A 15,671-nucleotide genomic window follows, 5' to 3' on the forward strand; every position below is an offset into this window, starting at 1 on the left:
GAAAAGCAGAAGTGCAAATCCGTACAAAGAGTCTGAAGCTTTAAAAATACTGTATGCACACATGAGTGAAGACGCAAAAGTGGAAGAGATGGTACGTAAACTGTATGCCCGTAAAAATGGTGATAAATCAATAGAGATAGATAAAAAGGTACTCAAAGAGATGGTAGAGCGTTTTAGGTAGAATAGGTACAATATCTTTAGCTTGGCATCTAAAGGACAAATAGTATCTATGATTTATTATATTTATGCAGAAGAAGATAAAGCATACCTTGAAACAGTCAAAACATTTTTAGTGAAAGAAACAGTCACCTATATTTCTTTCACTAGCCTTGGAGAAATTGATCTTTCTAGAGTTTCTCATCTTCTTGTGACTGGATGTATTGAAGAGATAAAAATGCTGATGAGCATAGCACATCAAAATAATCTTCCTTTGGGCATCATTCCACGGCCTACACAAAAAGAACTTATCCGTACATTTGCTTTAAAGACTAAGACGGAAGATGCTGTTGAGCAGGCATTAAAACTAAGTGAAAAAATGATTGACTTACTTTATTGTAATGGCAGTATCGTCATTCAAGAAGTTGTGGTAGGTGATGCTCCTCCGCTCGACCAGTTTGATACAACTTTAGAGGGTAAAACTTTTTTAGATAGGATAAAACTTTTTTGGAGTATAATCAAAAAAGTTAAAACACTTAAACACACACAAATGAAGATCACTGATGCAAAAGACAAAGTGATTAATCTATCTGCAGTAGGTGCAGTAGGACTTGAATACAATAACGCTACGTTTGCCGCCAAACTCATTACTTCACAACTCAGTGGAAATGATGGGAGGTTTTCTCTTGTAGTGCTTTCTCCTGCGTCGATCGTACAATATGTAGGGTATTTATTTAGCTCTTTAGTCTCACACTGGACACCTAAAGCTTTACCAAGGTCTGTAGGATATATACGAAGCAGTAAAATTACTATAGAGTCTAAAGTTCCTCTAAAGGTGCTGATAGACTCTTCTACAGTACAACAGACACCTGTAGAACTGGAAGTTAAGCAGAGTGCTTTAGCATTGAGCGTAGGTGATGGATTTTGGGAAAAACGGAGTAAAGAATACAGTACAAAAGACAGTATCAAAGTAGATCATCTTCCATCAGCTGAAGAGAATACAGATCATTTAAATAAATCCATCCCTCTTTTCTCTCATGCCAGCCAGTCACAATATACGACACTTTTTAAAAATCTAAGAGAAGAGAGCCGGCTGAGATCAAGTTATATGATATTACTTATACTTGCAACGATGATCGCTACTTTTGGACTCTTTATTAATTCAAGTTCAGTGGTGATTGGGGCAATGTTGTTAGCTCCTCTAATGCAGCCGATTGTAAGTTTAAGTATGGGGGTATTAAGGCAAGACAGTGATCTAGAATTGAATGGTGCGAAAACCATCGCTATAGGTGTGATAGCTGTACTCGCTACTGCAGCTATTATTGCATTTTTCACACCTATAGAAAGACTAACTTCGGAAATGGCAGGACGACTTTCTCCAACCATATTGGACCTCTTTGTTGCTATTGTATCAGGTGTAGCAGCAGCGTATGCAAAGAGTAATGAAAAAATACTGGGTTCCCTGGCGGGGGTTGCAATTGCGGTTGCCTTGGTTCCTCCTCTTGCTGTAGCAGGGATAGGCCTTGGTTGGGTTGATTGGCATATGTTTGGTACGGCATTTCTACTTTTTATTACCAATCTTGTTGGTATTGTTCTTGCTGCTGCATTAACCTTTGTTATTTTGGGTTTTTCTCCTTTACATGTCGCCAAAAAAGGGATACTTATATGGATGGTTATTGTGACAATTGTAGCTATACCATTGTATAGTTCATTTAATAAAATGCAAGAAGATATACGTGTACAGACCATACTTTCAAATTTAGCATTTTCTGTAGGGGGAAATGATGTAAAACTACTGCATATAGAGCTTGTTCACCGTAAGAATGTAAATGAAGTTCGTTGTGAAGTGCTGGCAACAGGGATACTTACAAAAGAAGAGAAGCTACGCTTAAAAGAAGTGATAGAAAAAAGCATAGGTAAAAAGGTTGAGGTGATAGCAACATTTAGATATAGGTTGTAGCCTAGTCTAAAATATCATGTAGGGTGTTGGCATCTTCCATCCAATCATTGAGTGTTTCCCACTCTTCATTTTCTACCATTTTTTGGCATTTTTTTAGTTCTGATTGAAATGAATTGATCGCTTCGAGTAGATTGGTCTTGTTTTGTCTGAAGATATCTTCCCACATATTGGGTGAAGATTTTGCGATACGGCTCATATCTTTAAATCCACCGCCAGCAAGGGCAATAATACTTTTCGAAGCTTCTTGTGCCATCACAGAATTTGCCAATGCATAACTTACTGCATGCGGCATATGGGAAATAAAGGCAGCATGTCTATCATGCTCTTTAGAACCCATGGATACGATATTCATCCCTATGTCCGTAAAAAGTGTTTTGGCAACGTTTTGTTGATGTGTTCCACTTTTTTCAAGGTCACAGAGTACAACAACTTTGTCGGTGTAGAGATCTTCAAGTGCAGCGGTAGGACCAAATTTTTCTGTACCTGTCATAGGGTGCGCAGCTACAAAATTCTCTCTTATATCAGAAGGAATAGAAAGAGAGATCTTTTCTTTTGTACTTCCTAGATCGATGACGGTACATGTATCTGTTAGAGGGGATAATTTTTTAGTGACAGAGATAATACCATCCACTGGAATACTTAGAAAGATGATATCACAGCTTTTGAGTGTTTGAATAGAGGTACAGATCTCATCGACAAGATCTAATTCGAGTGCCTCTTTACAATGAAGTTTATTATGATCCAGCCCTATGATGTAATAGTCTTTGGAGTGTTTTTTCAGTGCAAGACTTAGAGAACCACCCATAAGTCCTAAACCAACTATACCGACTTTGATCATGGACATAATATACCTACTTCATTTTTTGAAGAGTATAACATGATTTCTCTGTTTCTTATGATGTTCTTATCGAAATAAAGATAAAATAATAGCAAATTATACTAAGGCTTACTATGATCAAAAAGATAGCACTTTTTCAGATACTCTTTTCTTGGATATTAATAGGTTCACTCCTTTCCGCCCAAAAAGTTACACAAATCAAATTTGAGGGGCTTGCACATCTTTCTCCGACAAGTGCAAAAGAGATCGCGAATATTCGTGTAGGTGATGAGATCACTGCTGAGAAAATCAATGATTCTATTAAAAACTTTTTCTCACAAGGGTACTTTAAAGACGTATGGGTAGATCAACAAGGCAGTGTACTTATTTATCATTTTGAAGAGAAGTTGGCTATTGCGAATGTTGATATCAAAGGGTTTGGATCAGGTGATGAAGGTACAAAACTTTTAGAAGGTATAGGCGTTAAAAAAGGTGATCTCTATGATGAGAGACGTGTCCGAAAAGCTGAAAGAACACTGATTGCAAAGTTGGAAAGTCAAGGGTATTATGATACTGTTGTGGATATTACTACCACACCTGTAGGTGAAAGCAGTGTGGCACTTGTATTTGATGTAAATAAAGGTGAGAAGATCATTATCCAGGAACAGAACTTTATAGGTGCGGATGAACTGGTTCAAAATGACATTGAATTAGATCTTGCGAACAAAGAGAAAGATTTCCTTGGCTGGATGCCTTGGAGAAATAATGGCGAAGCTACAGTAGATCAGCTCGAATATGATGCATATAGAGTGAAAGATGCCTATATGAGAAAAGGATATTTGGATGCTTATGTGAGTAAACCTCTTATGAGAGTAGACTTTGGTTCGTATAATGCAAAAGTAGACTATCAAGTGGTTGAAGGTGTACAGTATCGTGTTGGAACTATAGGTGTTACACAACAGGTACCTGGGATCAATACGGAAGACCTAAAAGAAAACCTCATACTGAAAGAAGGAAAGATATTTAACATTAAGCGTATGCGTAAAGATATAACTCTCTTGGAAGAAGAAGTGGGTAATCTTGGTTATGCATTTGTAAAAGTTGCTCCTCAAATGCATAAGGATCCTGAGAAAAAGATCATCAATCTAAATTATGTGATCGAGCCAGGAGAGATCGTGAGTATCAATGATGTTATTATCTCTGGTAATGACATCACAAAAGACAGGGTCATCCGTCGTTATATCTACTTGGCACCGGGCGATAAATTTAATGCCAGAGACCTTAAAGATTCAAAAAATGCTTTGGGAAGAACAGGGTTCTTTGAAAAGGTAGATGTTGAAAGTCAAAGAATCTCTGCGGATAAAATTAATTTACTTGTCAAGGTAAGCGAGACCTCTACTGGTACCATCTCTGCTGGTGGGGGATACGGAAGTTATGAAGGTTTGATGGTAAATGCTTCTATCTCTGATAGAAATTTCTTTGGATCAGGAATCAACTCAACTTTAGGCTTTGAGATCTCGAAAGTTTCAACGAACTATAATCTTTCTTTTGTCAATCCAAAGATTTGGGACAGTATGTACAGCTTCGGGGTCAGCGTGTATAAAAGAGATTATGAGTATATCGATTATACACAAGATCAACTGGGTGGATCGATGACATTCGGTCGTGAGTTCTATAGATACTTCAATGGTTCTTTAGGAATCGGATATGTAGATAACCAATCAAGTTATAATGAAGATTCAAACACTACTTTACTTAATAGCCTTCTGTATAATGATCAATATAAGAAGGCTTCAGTATTTACCACTATCAGTTTTGATAATACAGATGATTTTTATAATGCAAGAGAGGGAATGAGAGCAGTAGTGAATTTTGAGTATGCACAATTGGATGGTGATGATTACAATGCAACTTTTTATGATGGATATACAGATACATTCAAAACAAGTGCTAAAATAGGATTCTACTATGGATTGGAAGATTGGATCGATTATGATCTCATCCTGCGTCTCAAAGGAAGAGCAACCTATATCAATAGAGATGAAAATAAAAAGTTACCAATTGGAGAGAAACTCTTTATGGGGGGTATAGGTAGTGTAAGAGGGTATAATCCGTATTCTTTGGCCCCTAGATTAGAAAATGGAGATTTGGTCGGGGGAACCCAACGTGCTTCCGGAACTGTTGAAGCGAGTATTCCGTTATCTGAAGCAGCAAAAATGAGACTGGCATTTTTCTACGATTATGGTTATATAAGTAATGACGCTGATATTTTTGAAAGCAGCCCCATCCTTGAAAATGATATCACTAGGTCTTCAACAGGTGTTGTTCTAGACTGGCAGTCTGGATTCGGGCCGATTAATCTTGTATTTGCTTATCCTATTGATGATGAACCAGGTGATGATACAGCAGTATTTGAGTTTTCTATGGGTACGAGGTTCTAATTCTACACTTCTATGCAGGCAAGGTGATCACCTTGCCTGTTTGAACATATTTTAAATCCCCAACGTTTTATTTTCCGGTAAAGCACTTTCATCTTCTATAATAATAGCAAATGGTATAGGTTTCTCTAACGCTTTCACTTTTTCTTTGGCCAAATATAGCGGTTTATTCGAGTGGATACGGAGTGTCTGGTTTTCATACGCAAAGGTGATATTTGCACTATTGGAGGCTTCATGCAAAAGTACTGTAAGTGTATAGATAAAACTTAACCAAAGTATGGTTTGTTTTGGTGGGAGAAGCGTTTCGTAGTGTTCAAACAGAGGTTTGTTAAGAAGTTCCTTCCCAAACATACGTAACAGTGATGATATAAGCAGTATCTCTTCATGTGTAAAACCATAATTTAACTCTTGCATAGCTATATAAAAAGCATGTTGGTGTGATCTGTAGATCGTTAGTGTTTGTCCGATACTAGAGAGCTTTACAGCCCATAAAAGTTCCTTTTCATATTGTTTGTTATCATTGATGCCTTTTTGCAGTACACTATAGAGTGTTGAGGCTAATTTGAGTTTTGTTTTTCGCTTTTTTTCTATCGTGACCAAAGGTTTAAATCTATCGAGTATGGAAACAATACTTGGATTGATATTACTTGGAAATTTCAGATTATCATCTTTAAGTAGTTGATCTAAAAATACCCCTTCGCGTACACCGACAGCACTTGATATTACTGTTTTTGTACCTATATGTGCAAGTATCTCATTGAAGATCAGTGTACCTTCTCTTATAGTATCGTAACGGTTCTTTTTTAAACCAAACTGTTTAAGGTTTTTTGCACTTGAAAGAGGAATCGCATCAAGATAGGCTTTGTGCTTTTTCACACTGTAAGTGAAAGCGTGAAGTTTATCCAAAGGATAGGCAACCTGCTTCATGATGCCCTTGGAAAGAGTTCTGGCTGTTCCACCTATCCCTATGGCTAAATGATGTTTAAAATGTACCGGAAGATGCTTTAATTCATCTTGTATATATGCTTTTGCTTTTTCATTGATCTCTTTAGCACTTAAACCTTTGTCAAAAAAGAGTTCTTTGAGTCTCACTGTACCAAGATTCAGTGAATAGGTGTCTATGATATGCCCATCTTTCATGAGTGTCATATCTGATGACCCTCCACCGATATCGATACTGATCCCCTCATGTATAGGTAACAAGTTGACGGCGGCAATACCACCATATCTAGCTTCTTTATTACCATCAATGATCTTGATATAGAGTCCAAGTTCTTTTTGTATCCATTGCACAAACTCTTTTCCATTCGGCGCATCTCTAAGAGCAGAAGTAGCAACACAAAGCGTTTTGTGTGTCTGATATTTATCAATAGTATGAAGAAAGGATTTTAAGGTAAGGTAGGCTCTTTTTATACCAATGGGTTGAAGATAACCTTGTTTTTCATAAGCACCTTCACCAATACGAACTTTGGATTTTTGTTCGCAAATAAGATGAAAGCCGTAACGACTTGTTTTTTCAAAGATAACTAGTCTTGCAGAGTTAGAACCGATATCAATGATAGCAGTTCTTTTTGCCATGGATTAGCTACTCTTCTTCTTGAAGCTTGTCATATTTGAATTTTAACTCTTCAACATTCTCAACATTATCAGGATCAGGGATAATACAGTCTACTGGACATACAGCGATACATTGAGGCTCATCAAAATGACCTACACATTCTGTACATCTATCTGGATCTATAAGATAAATCGGATCATTTTCTTCAATGGCCTCATTAGGACATTCTTCTCTACATGCGTCACATGCGATACATTCATCATCTATTACTAATGCCATGGTTTCCTCTGTATATGTTATTTATACGAGTTATAACGGAACAAAGCTTATTCTTAAGTTAAATTATCTGTGAATTTATAATAAAATTTTACTTTGGTAGTTTTTTGGTAAAATCGGGCATGAATCATCCTTCATTTTACCTGCAATTTTGTAGCGAATTCTTGCGATAAGATCATAAGTTGCATCACGCAATACTTTAGGGAAGAATTTTATGACTTTAGCCCAAAAGAACCATAGACCGCCCAATCGTTCAAGTAAAGCGATGACTGCATCACTTTTATAGAGTACTTCTTCATTTTGTGTATAAAGTATAATGCTGTCAATATCTATTGTATCAATATTCTTTTCTTTAATAGTTTCACCCTGAAGAGGCGCAAAAGTGAGCAGATCATGTTTGTCTCTTACTAAGACAAATCGAACAACAGCATTACAAAATGCACAGGTTCCATCAAAAAACAAAATAGCTTCGGTTTGGGGATGAGAAGGTTTGAACCACATAGGAGAATAACACCCAAAGGTGTTATGGGACCAAAGATCTCTTAGATCTTTTTAGGAAAACAGAATCTATATCCACGTCTTCTCACAGTTTCTATCGTGGTGATATCTAAAGGTTTATCCATCTTTTGACGGATCTGATTGATGGCCACTTCGATGACGTTAGGTGTCACAAGCTCTGGCTCTTCCCAAATAGCATCAAGCAGTTGCTCTTTGGAAACGATCTGGTCTTTATGCATTGCCAAATGCGTAAGCACTTCAAACGGTTTACCTTTGAGCTCTATCTCTTCACCCTGATAGATGATTTTTTCCTCTTCTGGATTAATAATAAGGTCTTCTATCTCAATAATATTAGAGACACCAAATCGTAGTTTTGCTTCAATACGTACCAGCAAAATATCATAATCAAGAGGTTTTCTGATAAAATCATCCGCACCAGAGCGCAGTGCCTTGATCTCACTCTCTTTGTCTTCACGCTCAGAAAGAACAATGACAGACGTTTTATGTGCTTCAGCCTTGATAGTGGTGATAATATCAAGATTCTTTTCAGTAGTAGATGGCCAATCAAGCAATACTAAATCGTAGTTTCTGATATCAAGATAATATTTTGCATCGCCAAGATTTTCAGCTATATCGTTTTGATAACCTTCTTCAGTGAGTGCATCTGAAAGTATCTTACTGAGCGTCCCTTCGTCTTCTATGATCAATATTCTCATAAGCGAACCTTTTTTATCTTTAAGATTTATTTAATATTATAACACAAAAAAAGGTGATTTTTAAAAAAAATTTAAAAATTCCAAGTTTTACTTAAGGAAACTGTACATTGAGGTAGAATATCTGGTTTAGAAATTTTCAGGGAAAGTGTTTGAAGTTGAGGGTAACTGGTATAGAGTAACTTTTGAATTCCTATTAGGGCATTTTCTAAAAGTTCATAGCGTTTTTCTTTGAGTTCATTCTGTATCAACAGAACCATATCAGCATAATCTATAAATTTGTTGTCGCTATAATCATAAGAAGCTTCAAGATTAATGATGACACGCTGTGGTTTATCTCGTTCAAAGTCAAGTACACCAATGATGACATCAAAGATAAGATCTTCTATATGAATGGTCATTTTACACTTTGCCTTCTTCTTTATTGAACATTCTGACGATATTTGGAATATGTTTATAGAAAATGATAAATGCGATGATCCAGATAGGGGCATGAGAACCGATTCCCGGTACTTCAGGATACATTACATAAGACGCGATGATAAATGCAATAAGTCCTATAAGTGATGAGAGTGATGAGATTTTTAATCCTTTGGCTGCAACCAGCCAAACCACAATGGCAATGAGTGCAGGTATGGGCATCATGACCAGCAATACCCCAAAACCTGTAGCAACACCTTTCCCTCCTTCAAAGAAAAGGAACGCAGAGAAACAGTGACCTACAACAGCAAGTACAGCTATGGTCCAAAGTACACTTGCTGGAGCGTCAAGCATCATCGCCACAAGTATGACAAGAACACCTTTGATCGCATCCAAAAAGAGTGTGATGGCACCTAGTTTTTTTGCAAGTTTAGGGTCTTGTTCTTTCACCACACGAAGTACATTTGTCGCACCGATATTCCCACTACCTGCTTCTTTAATGTCAACTCCGGCAAATTTTTTAGCCAGTAGATATCCAAAAGGGATTCCGGCTATGAGATAGGCTGCAAGATAGAGTAAAATATTTTGATTCGTTAAAAAGTCCATGATTTGTCCACAATTAAAATTTATACTGTACTTATCTTGAAAATGTTATAAGTACTTGAATAGTGCAATTTTATCCGAATTTTGATAAAATAGCCACACTAGTGAGAGGATTCAATTCCTGAAGGATATAAATGAGTATTGATTACAAAGCTGAAATTAACAGGCTGAAAAAAGAATTGGATGTAACGGTAGTTGCCCACTATTATCAGCGTGACGAAGTGTTTGAAATGGCTGATATCATAGGTGACAGTCTGGAGTTGGCACGTAGATGTAAGGCAGATACAAACCCTTGGGTCGTTTTTTGCGGTGTTGGGTTTATGGGCCAAAGTGTAAAGGTCATTGCACCTGAAAAGCGTGTACTTATGCCAAAAATAGCCTGTTGTGCTATGGCACGTATGATGGATGGTTCTTATTTTGAAGAATCAGTACAGTACATGGTCGATAGAGGTATTGCTAAAGAAAATATCTTACCGATTACCTATATCAACTCTGATGCATCAGTGAAGGCAAAAGTAGGTGAAATGGGTGGATTGGTCTGTACCTCTTCAAATGCTTTTAAGATCATTGAAAAAGGCCTAGAGAGTGGGAAGAAGATCCTCTTTGTTCCCGACAGATGTTTAGGACAGAACTTCGCCATACAGATGGGACTGAAGTCTTGTGTGATCGGTGTAGAAGTAGATGGAAATGAGTGTGATCCTAACGAAGCAGACATTATCTGTTTTAACGGTTTTTGTTCTGTACACCAGCTCTTTACAGTGGATGACATAGAGTTTTACCGCAATAAATATCCAGATATCAAGATAGCCGTACACCCAGAATGCGATCCAAGTGTCGTACTCGCTGCCGATTTTTCAGGTTCTACATCACAGCTTATCAAGTATGTCAATGACCTTGACCCTGAACAGAAAGTAGCTATTGGGACAGAGTACAATCTTGTGAACAGAATGAGAAAAGGCAATACCTATGTGCTCTCTTCTACCAAACCTGAATGCCCTACCATGAATGAAACGACATTGGAAGATCTCTATAATACGCTGAAGTCCATAGAAGATGATCAACCTATCAATGAGATCGTAGTAGATCCTCATACAATAGAGTATGCAAACTTGGCATTAGAACGTATGTTGGCGATAAAATAATGTTAAAAGAGACATTTTTAAAGGCTTTAGTAGCTGAGGACTTGGGACGTGGAGATCTATTTTCACGTATTAGTACAGGTAAACCTATACGGGCATATATCATCGCCAAAAGTGATGGTGTATTTGCTGGGAAAGAGTATGTAGAAACTTTTGCCAAGATGTATGATCTGACATTGGAATGGAAAGTATCTGATGGAAGTCGCTTCACAAAGGGTGAGAAACTTCTTTTTATTTCAGGAGATTCAAAAACCATACTTTCTTTAGAACGTTCTATTCTAGATATGGTGCTGCATGCAAGTTCTATAGCGACTTTGACAGCTGAATATGTCGATGCTATCAAAGATACAGGTGTGAAGTTGCTGGATACAAGAAAAACAAGACCACTGCTTCGTGAATTTGAAAAATACGCTGTTCGTTGTGGAGGGGGAATTAATCACCGTATGGGACTTGATGATTGCCTTATGCTAAAAGACACACATCTTCAGACCATAGATGACGTGGATGTATTTATGCAAGAGGTACGACAGAAAATACCATTTACTTCTAAAGTTGAAATTGAATGTGAAAACCTTAGTATGGTCAAAAAAGCCATGGAAGCGGGTGCAGACATTGTGATGTGCGATAATATGTCTATAGAAGAGACCAAAGAAGTAGTAGCATACAGAAATGAAAACTATCCTCATATTGTACTTGAAGCTAGTGGTAATGTGACCCTTCAAACGATCAAGGCAATTGCAAGTACTGGGGTAGATGCCATTAGTTCAGGGGCCGTAATTCATCAGGCAAATTGGATAGATCTTTCTATGAAGGTGGAGTCGTAACAATCTGTTAACACTCTTCCTATATAATGCGAGTCGTGTGAAGTAAAAGATGAAAGAACAATATAATGATTGAGAGTCTACCCTATGGGGAAGTTAAAAATAAAATAGCCAATGCGAATGCTATTACAATACTTTCCCATCTGAACCCAGATGCAGATACATTGGGTACAGCACTAGGTATTTATGCACTGTTGAGTCAAGATAAAAGTAAAAGAGTTGAAGTAGTGAATGCTTCTACTGCTTTGCCTCTTCATCTCGATTTTTTACCAAACTTTACAAAGATCAAACATCAAATGGATTATACGGATAGTTTGATCTTCTCATGTGATTGTGGAAGTCTAGATAGATTGGGATTTGATCTAGTAGGTAGAGATATCATCAATATCGACCATCATCGGAGTAATACACGCTATGGAAGTATTAATATTGTTGATGCAGATCATGCCTCTGCATCACAAGTAGCTTATGCATTGTTTAGAGAACTGTATCCCATAAAGAAGGATGCAGCGACATGTTTTTATGCAGCATTGCTTTCTGATACAAGATACTTCACAACGACTTCAATGAATGAAGAGGTATTTAATGTAGCTAGGGATTTGGTTCAAGCAGGCGCAGTTCCCAATGAGATAGCTTATCATTTTACGCAGAGACGACCTTTGAGTTCACTGCGTATTTTAGAAAAAGCTTTATCCTCATTGTCCTTACATAATGAAGCAAGAATCGCTACACTTATGGTGACTAAAAAAGATATAGAAGCGACAGGTGCTACAGTACCGGATATGGAGGGTGTAGTAGATTACGGAAGATCTCTTGCCACGGTTGAAATGGCAGTTTTTGCCATGGAACTAGATGATGGCATACGCATCTCCTTACGCAGTAAAAAAGCGGATGTATCCAAAGTGGCCATGGCTTTTGGTGGTGGTGGACATAAGGTTGCTGCAGGTTTTACTTTAACACAATTTGGATTACAAGAAAGTATAGATACAATTTTAACAAAGATAGAAGAATTAGGAATTATTAATGAGAAATAGAAAAGTAAAAAGAGGCGGTGGCGGTAAGATCGTTGCAGTATTAGTACTCTTAGGATTGATTGCTGGAGCAGGCTATGTATATACGGCACCAGAATTTGAAAAAGAAGTGCCGACAATCCACAGTGAACAAAACATGTTTTGGAATCGTAAAGATCCGTTCAAAGTCCAACTTGCTGATAATGAAGGATTAAAAAGTTTTGAGCTTATCTTGAGTGATGGGAAAAACAGTTTGATCGTAGGACAAGGGATATTTGAGGAGAAAACAAGAGAACAAACACTTTTGGTGAAGTACCCCACAAGTAAGACATTGGATCCAAAGGCGACAAAGTTAAAATTAAAAGTCTCAGTCAATGACAGCAGTTTGTGGAACTTTGGTCAGGGTAATAAAAATGAAGAAGTCATTGATATCAATGTGGATTACAAAAGACCAAATGTGAATGTTGTTTCAAACTCTTATAGTATTACACAAGGCGGAAGTGCCTTGGTTATATTTCAGGCAGAAGATGAGAATCTAGATATGCTCTATGTGCAAGTAGGGGACGAGAAGTTCAAGGCCCAGCCTTATAAAAAAGAAGGATACTATGCAGCACTTATCGCATGGCCATTTACGAAAGAAGAGTTTAAAGCTAACGTGGTTGCAATCGACGCTGCTAAGAATGAGCGTGTTGCTGACATACCTTTTTATGTAAAAAACCATCAGTATAAAGTTTCATGGATCAAAGCCAAAGACAAATTCATAGATGGAAAGATCACAGACCTGGCATCAAGTGATCCAGAGTATGCCAATATAGATGATAGACTTGAAAAGTTAAAAGCTATAAATGAGACGATGCGTTTGAAAAATGAAGCGTTGATACATGGTTTAAGTAAAGAAGTATCTTCTGATATTTTAGAAAACTGGAAAGTAACAAAATTCTATCCACTCAGAAATGGACAAAAAGTTGCCAGCTATGGGGATGAAAGACACTACTATTATGGTGATAAAGATAATGTAGTGTCACACTCATATCATGTAGGATATGATCTGGCAAGTACAAAAATGGCAACGATCAAAGCATCCAATCCGGGTAAAGTAGTCTACGCCAATGAAAATGGTATCTATGGAAATATGCCTATGATCGATCATGGGTTGGGACTCTATTCTTTGTATGGGCACTGTTCTCAATTGTTGGTCAGTGAAGGCGATGAAGTAAAGACAGGAGATGCTATCGCAAAAACAGGTGTTTCAGGCCTAGCACTTGGGGACCATCTGCATTTTGGTCTTTTGGTTCAGGGTATAGAAGTAAGACCTGTAGAATGGTTTGATCAAGAGTGGATCAGAAAAAATATCGATGACATATTTAAGAAAGCAGATAAGATAATCGTTGGGAAATAGCTTAAATATTATACACTAAAGTATTCTTTTTGCAATAATTATTATATTATAGTATAATACTAGCAATAAAAAAGGAGAAAGGAGAGAGTAATGCAGCAAAGAACACTGAAAAAAGCAGTTGAAGTTGTAGGTATTGGGTTACACAAAGGTGAGCCTATCAAGTTAAGACTTGAACCGCTTGATGTGGATGCCGGCATTATGTTCTATCGTGAAGATCTTGCGATGAGCATACCGCTTTCTCCTGACTCAGTGATAGATACTCGTATGGCCACGGTTATAGGAAATGAAAAAGGTTATATCTCTACAATAGAGCATTTTCTTTCTTCTGTTTATGCTTATGGGATAGACAATATGCGTGTTATAGTAGATGGAAATGAAATGCCTATTATGGATGGTTCATCTATCTCTTTTTGTCTTTTGTTAGAAGAAGCAGGTATCGAAGAACAAGATGCACCAAAGAAGATAATACGTGTTAAAAAACCGGTTGAGGTGCAAGAGGGTGATAAATTTGTTCGCCTATTACCTCATGACAGTGCACAATTTGATTTCCGTATCAAGTTTGACCATCCTGTGATAGGCGATCAGAAAGAAAGTTTTGATTTTAGTACGGAAAATTTTGTTGAAGAGATCGCAAGAGCAAGAACATTTGGATTTGCTAAAGATATACAGTATCTTCAAAGTCAAAACCTGGCACTTGGAGCGACACTCCAAAATGCTATAGGGCTTGATGACCATAAAGTACTCAATCCTGAAGGATTACGTTTTGAGAATGAGTTCGCAAGACATAAGATCTTAGATGCTATGGGAGATATGATGGTATCAGGACACAATATACTGGCTAAATATGAATCATTTGCAGGAAGTCATGATCTCAATTATAAACTTACATCTAAATTGCTCTCTGATAGCAAAAACTATGATCTTGTAGCCGTAGAAGAGTTGCAAAGTAGGACATTTGCAAAAAGTTTTGCCTAAATCATACGAACTTCTTATTATCTCTATCTCTTCACCTCTTATGATAGGTGTATATGAAGATGGTGAACTTATCGAATCCATCACCAGTGAATTAAAAACCTCCGAGGTTCTTTTACCTTTGATCAAAGAGTGTTTAGACAGATATGATATCTCTACCATGATATATACAAGAGGCCCTGGTTCTTATATGGCCATAAAACTCACCTATATTATGCTTAAGACGATGGAAATTATGCGAGGTATCAAGTGTGTGGGATGTAGTGGTTTTGCCTTAAATGGAGGAGAACCTATTAAAGCAATAGGAAATCTTTATTTTATCAAGGAAAAAGAGACTATAATTACAAAAAAATATGAACAGCCAGTCAATGTAAAGTTTACATTACCTCAGAGTATTCAAGATCTTGAATTAGATGAAGAATCAACACCTGACTACAAAATCCCAGCTGTCTAGCTACATGTGACATGTAGTTGAGATAAGAGCTAAAGTGCCCAGAGGAAATACCCTTGGGTATGACAGAGCGGTCAGCGTAGTTTTTGGAGTTTTACTCTAAAAGCGTTCAAAATAAGGACAATGATGTTTATAAGCGTACCGGCAACCTCTGCAAACTTAGGCCCAGGATTTGACACTTTGGGTCTTGCAGTAGATCTAAGAAATGAAATTACGATCACACCTTCAAAATTTTTAAGTATATCAACACATGGAGAGGGTGCGGATAATCCCAAGATAAAGAAGAATTCTCTTTTTTTAAGTATCTTTAATGAAAACTATAAAAGACTTACAGACAGGGAAGATAATTTTAGATTTGAGTTTCAGAATCGTATTCCTATTTCAAGAGGACTTGGAAGTTCTTCAGCCGTGATCGTTGCTGCCTTGAGTGGGGCATATAC

Annotated in this window: 15 protein-coding genes and 2 pseudogenes; 10 read left to right on the plus strand and 7 right to left on the minus strand. The window is 37.3% G+C overall.

Annotated elements, in window-relative coordinates:
- Together WBM70_RS06315 and WBM70_RS06320 are read left to right on the plus strand one after the other, a co-directional pair.
- Positions 1 to 181: pseudogene (locus WBM70_RS06315) on the plus strand (hypothetical protein); the annotation flags it as partial.
- Between the two features lie 48 nt (positions 182 to 229).
- Positions 230 to 2,116 (plus strand): TIGR00341 family protein, encoded by a 1,887-nt coding sequence (locus tag WBM70_RS06320; protein ID WP_424557656.1) that lies wholly within the window; start codon positions 230 to 232, stop codon positions 2,114 to 2,116.
- 1 nt (position 2,117) lies between these two features.
- Here the strand turns inward: WBM70_RS06320 and WBM70_RS06325 are convergent, their stop codons facing one another.
- Positions 2,118 to 2,951: a prephenate dehydrogenase gene (locus tag WBM70_RS06325; protein WP_424557670.1), complete on the minus strand. Its 834-nt coding sequence runs from the start codon at positions 2,949 to 2,951 to the stop codon at positions 2,118 to 2,120.
- 116 nt (positions 2,952 to 3,067) lie between these two features.
- Between WBM70_RS06325 and bamA the strand changes: the two genes are divergently transcribed.
- A complete protein-coding gene (gene bamA, locus WBM70_RS06330; RefSeq protein ID WP_424557657.1) occupies positions 3,068 to 5,374 on the plus strand; it encodes an outer membrane protein assembly factor BamA in 2,307 nt (768 codons plus the stop codon).
- A gap of 51 nt (positions 5,375 to 5,425) precedes the next feature.
- Here bamA and WBM70_RS06335 read toward each other — a convergent pair whose 3' ends face one another.
- From WBM70_RS06335 to plsY, 6 genes are all read right to left on the minus strand, one after another.
- A complete protein-coding gene (locus tag WBM70_RS06335; protein ID WP_424557658.1) occupies positions 5,426 to 6,949 on the minus strand; it encodes a Ppx/GppA family phosphatase in 1,524 nt (507 codons plus the stop codon).
- A 7-nt stretch (positions 6,950 to 6,956) separates the two neighbouring features.
- Positions 6,957 to 7,208, minus strand: a complete 252-nt coding sequence (locus tag WBM70_RS06340; protein ID WP_424557659.1) for a YfhL family 4Fe-4S dicluster ferredoxin — start codon at positions 7,206 to 7,208, stop codon at positions 6,957 to 6,959.
- Between the two features lie 75 nt (positions 7,209 to 7,283).
- Entirely contained in the window at positions 7,284 to 7,706 is a 423-nt protein-coding gene (locus WBM70_RS06345) for a thiol-disulfide oxidoreductase DCC family protein (RefSeq protein ID WP_424557660.1), read from the minus strand.
- A gap of 41 nt (positions 7,707 to 7,747) precedes the next feature.
- Entirely contained in the window at positions 7,748 to 8,419 is a 672-nt protein-coding gene (gene hsrA, locus WBM70_RS06350; RefSeq protein WP_424557661.1) for a homeostatic response regulator transcription factor HsrA, read from the minus strand.
- 71 nt (positions 8,420 to 8,490) lie between these two features.
- Positions 8,491 to 8,817, minus strand: a complete 327-nt coding sequence (locus tag WBM70_RS06355) for a dihydroneopterin aldolase (protein ID WP_424557662.1) — start codon at positions 8,815 to 8,817, stop codon at positions 8,491 to 8,493.
- Position 8,818: 1 nt separating this feature from the next.
- Entirely contained in the window at positions 8,819 to 9,442 is a 624-nt protein-coding gene (gene plsY / locus WBM70_RS06360) for a glycerol-3-phosphate 1-O-acyltransferase PlsY (RefSeq protein ID WP_424557663.1), read from the minus strand.
- Positions 9,443 to 9,573: 131 nt separating this feature from the next.
- Between plsY and nadA the strand changes: the two genes are divergently transcribed.
- The 7 genes and pseudogenes from nadA to WBM70_RS06395 form a co-directional block, all read left to right on the plus strand.
- On the plus strand, positions 9,574 to 10,581 hold the full coding sequence (nadA, locus tag WBM70_RS06365) for a quinolinate synthase NadA (RefSeq protein ID WP_424557664.1): 1,008 nt from the start codon (positions 9,574 to 9,576) through the stop codon (positions 10,579 to 10,581).
- Entirely contained in the window at positions 10,581 to 11,402 is an 822-nt protein-coding gene (nadC, locus tag WBM70_RS06370) for a carboxylating nicotinate-nucleotide diphosphorylase (protein WP_424557665.1), read from the plus strand. The genes nadA and nadC overlap by 1 nt, the downstream gene beginning before the upstream one ends.
- 65 nt (positions 11,403 to 11,467) lie before the next feature.
- Positions 11,468 to 12,433, plus strand: a complete 966-nt coding sequence (locus tag WBM70_RS06375; protein ID WP_424557666.1) for a DHH family phosphoesterase — start codon at positions 11,468 to 11,470, stop codon at positions 12,431 to 12,433.
- A complete protein-coding gene (locus WBM70_RS06380) occupies positions 12,423 to 13,808 on the plus strand; it encodes a M23 family metallopeptidase (RefSeq protein WP_424557667.1) in 1,386 nt (461 codons plus the stop codon). Before WBM70_RS06375 ends, WBM70_RS06380 begins: the two co-directional genes overlap by 11 nt.
- A 90-nt stretch (positions 13,809 to 13,898) precedes the next feature.
- On the plus strand, positions 13,899 to 14,783 hold the full coding sequence (lpxC, locus tag WBM70_RS06385) for a UDP-3-O-acyl-N-acetylglucosamine deacetylase (RefSeq protein ID WP_424557668.1): 885 nt from the start codon (positions 13,899 to 13,901) through the stop codon (positions 14,781 to 14,783).
- Complete coding sequence (locus WBM70_RS06390; protein WP_424557669.1) at positions 14,764 to 15,234, plus strand: hypothetical protein; 471 nt, start codon at positions 14,764 to 14,766, stop codon at positions 15,232 to 15,234. The genes lpxC and WBM70_RS06390 overlap by 20 nt, the downstream gene beginning before the upstream one ends.
- A 123-nt stretch (positions 15,235 to 15,357) precedes the next feature.
- Positions 15,358 to 15,671: pseudogene (locus WBM70_RS06395) on the plus strand (homoserine kinase); the annotation flags it as partial.

Source organism: Sulfurovum sp. (assembly GCF_049668085.1).
Lineage (GTDB): Bacteria > Campylobacterota > Campylobacteria > Campylobacterales > Sulfurovaceae > Sulfurovum.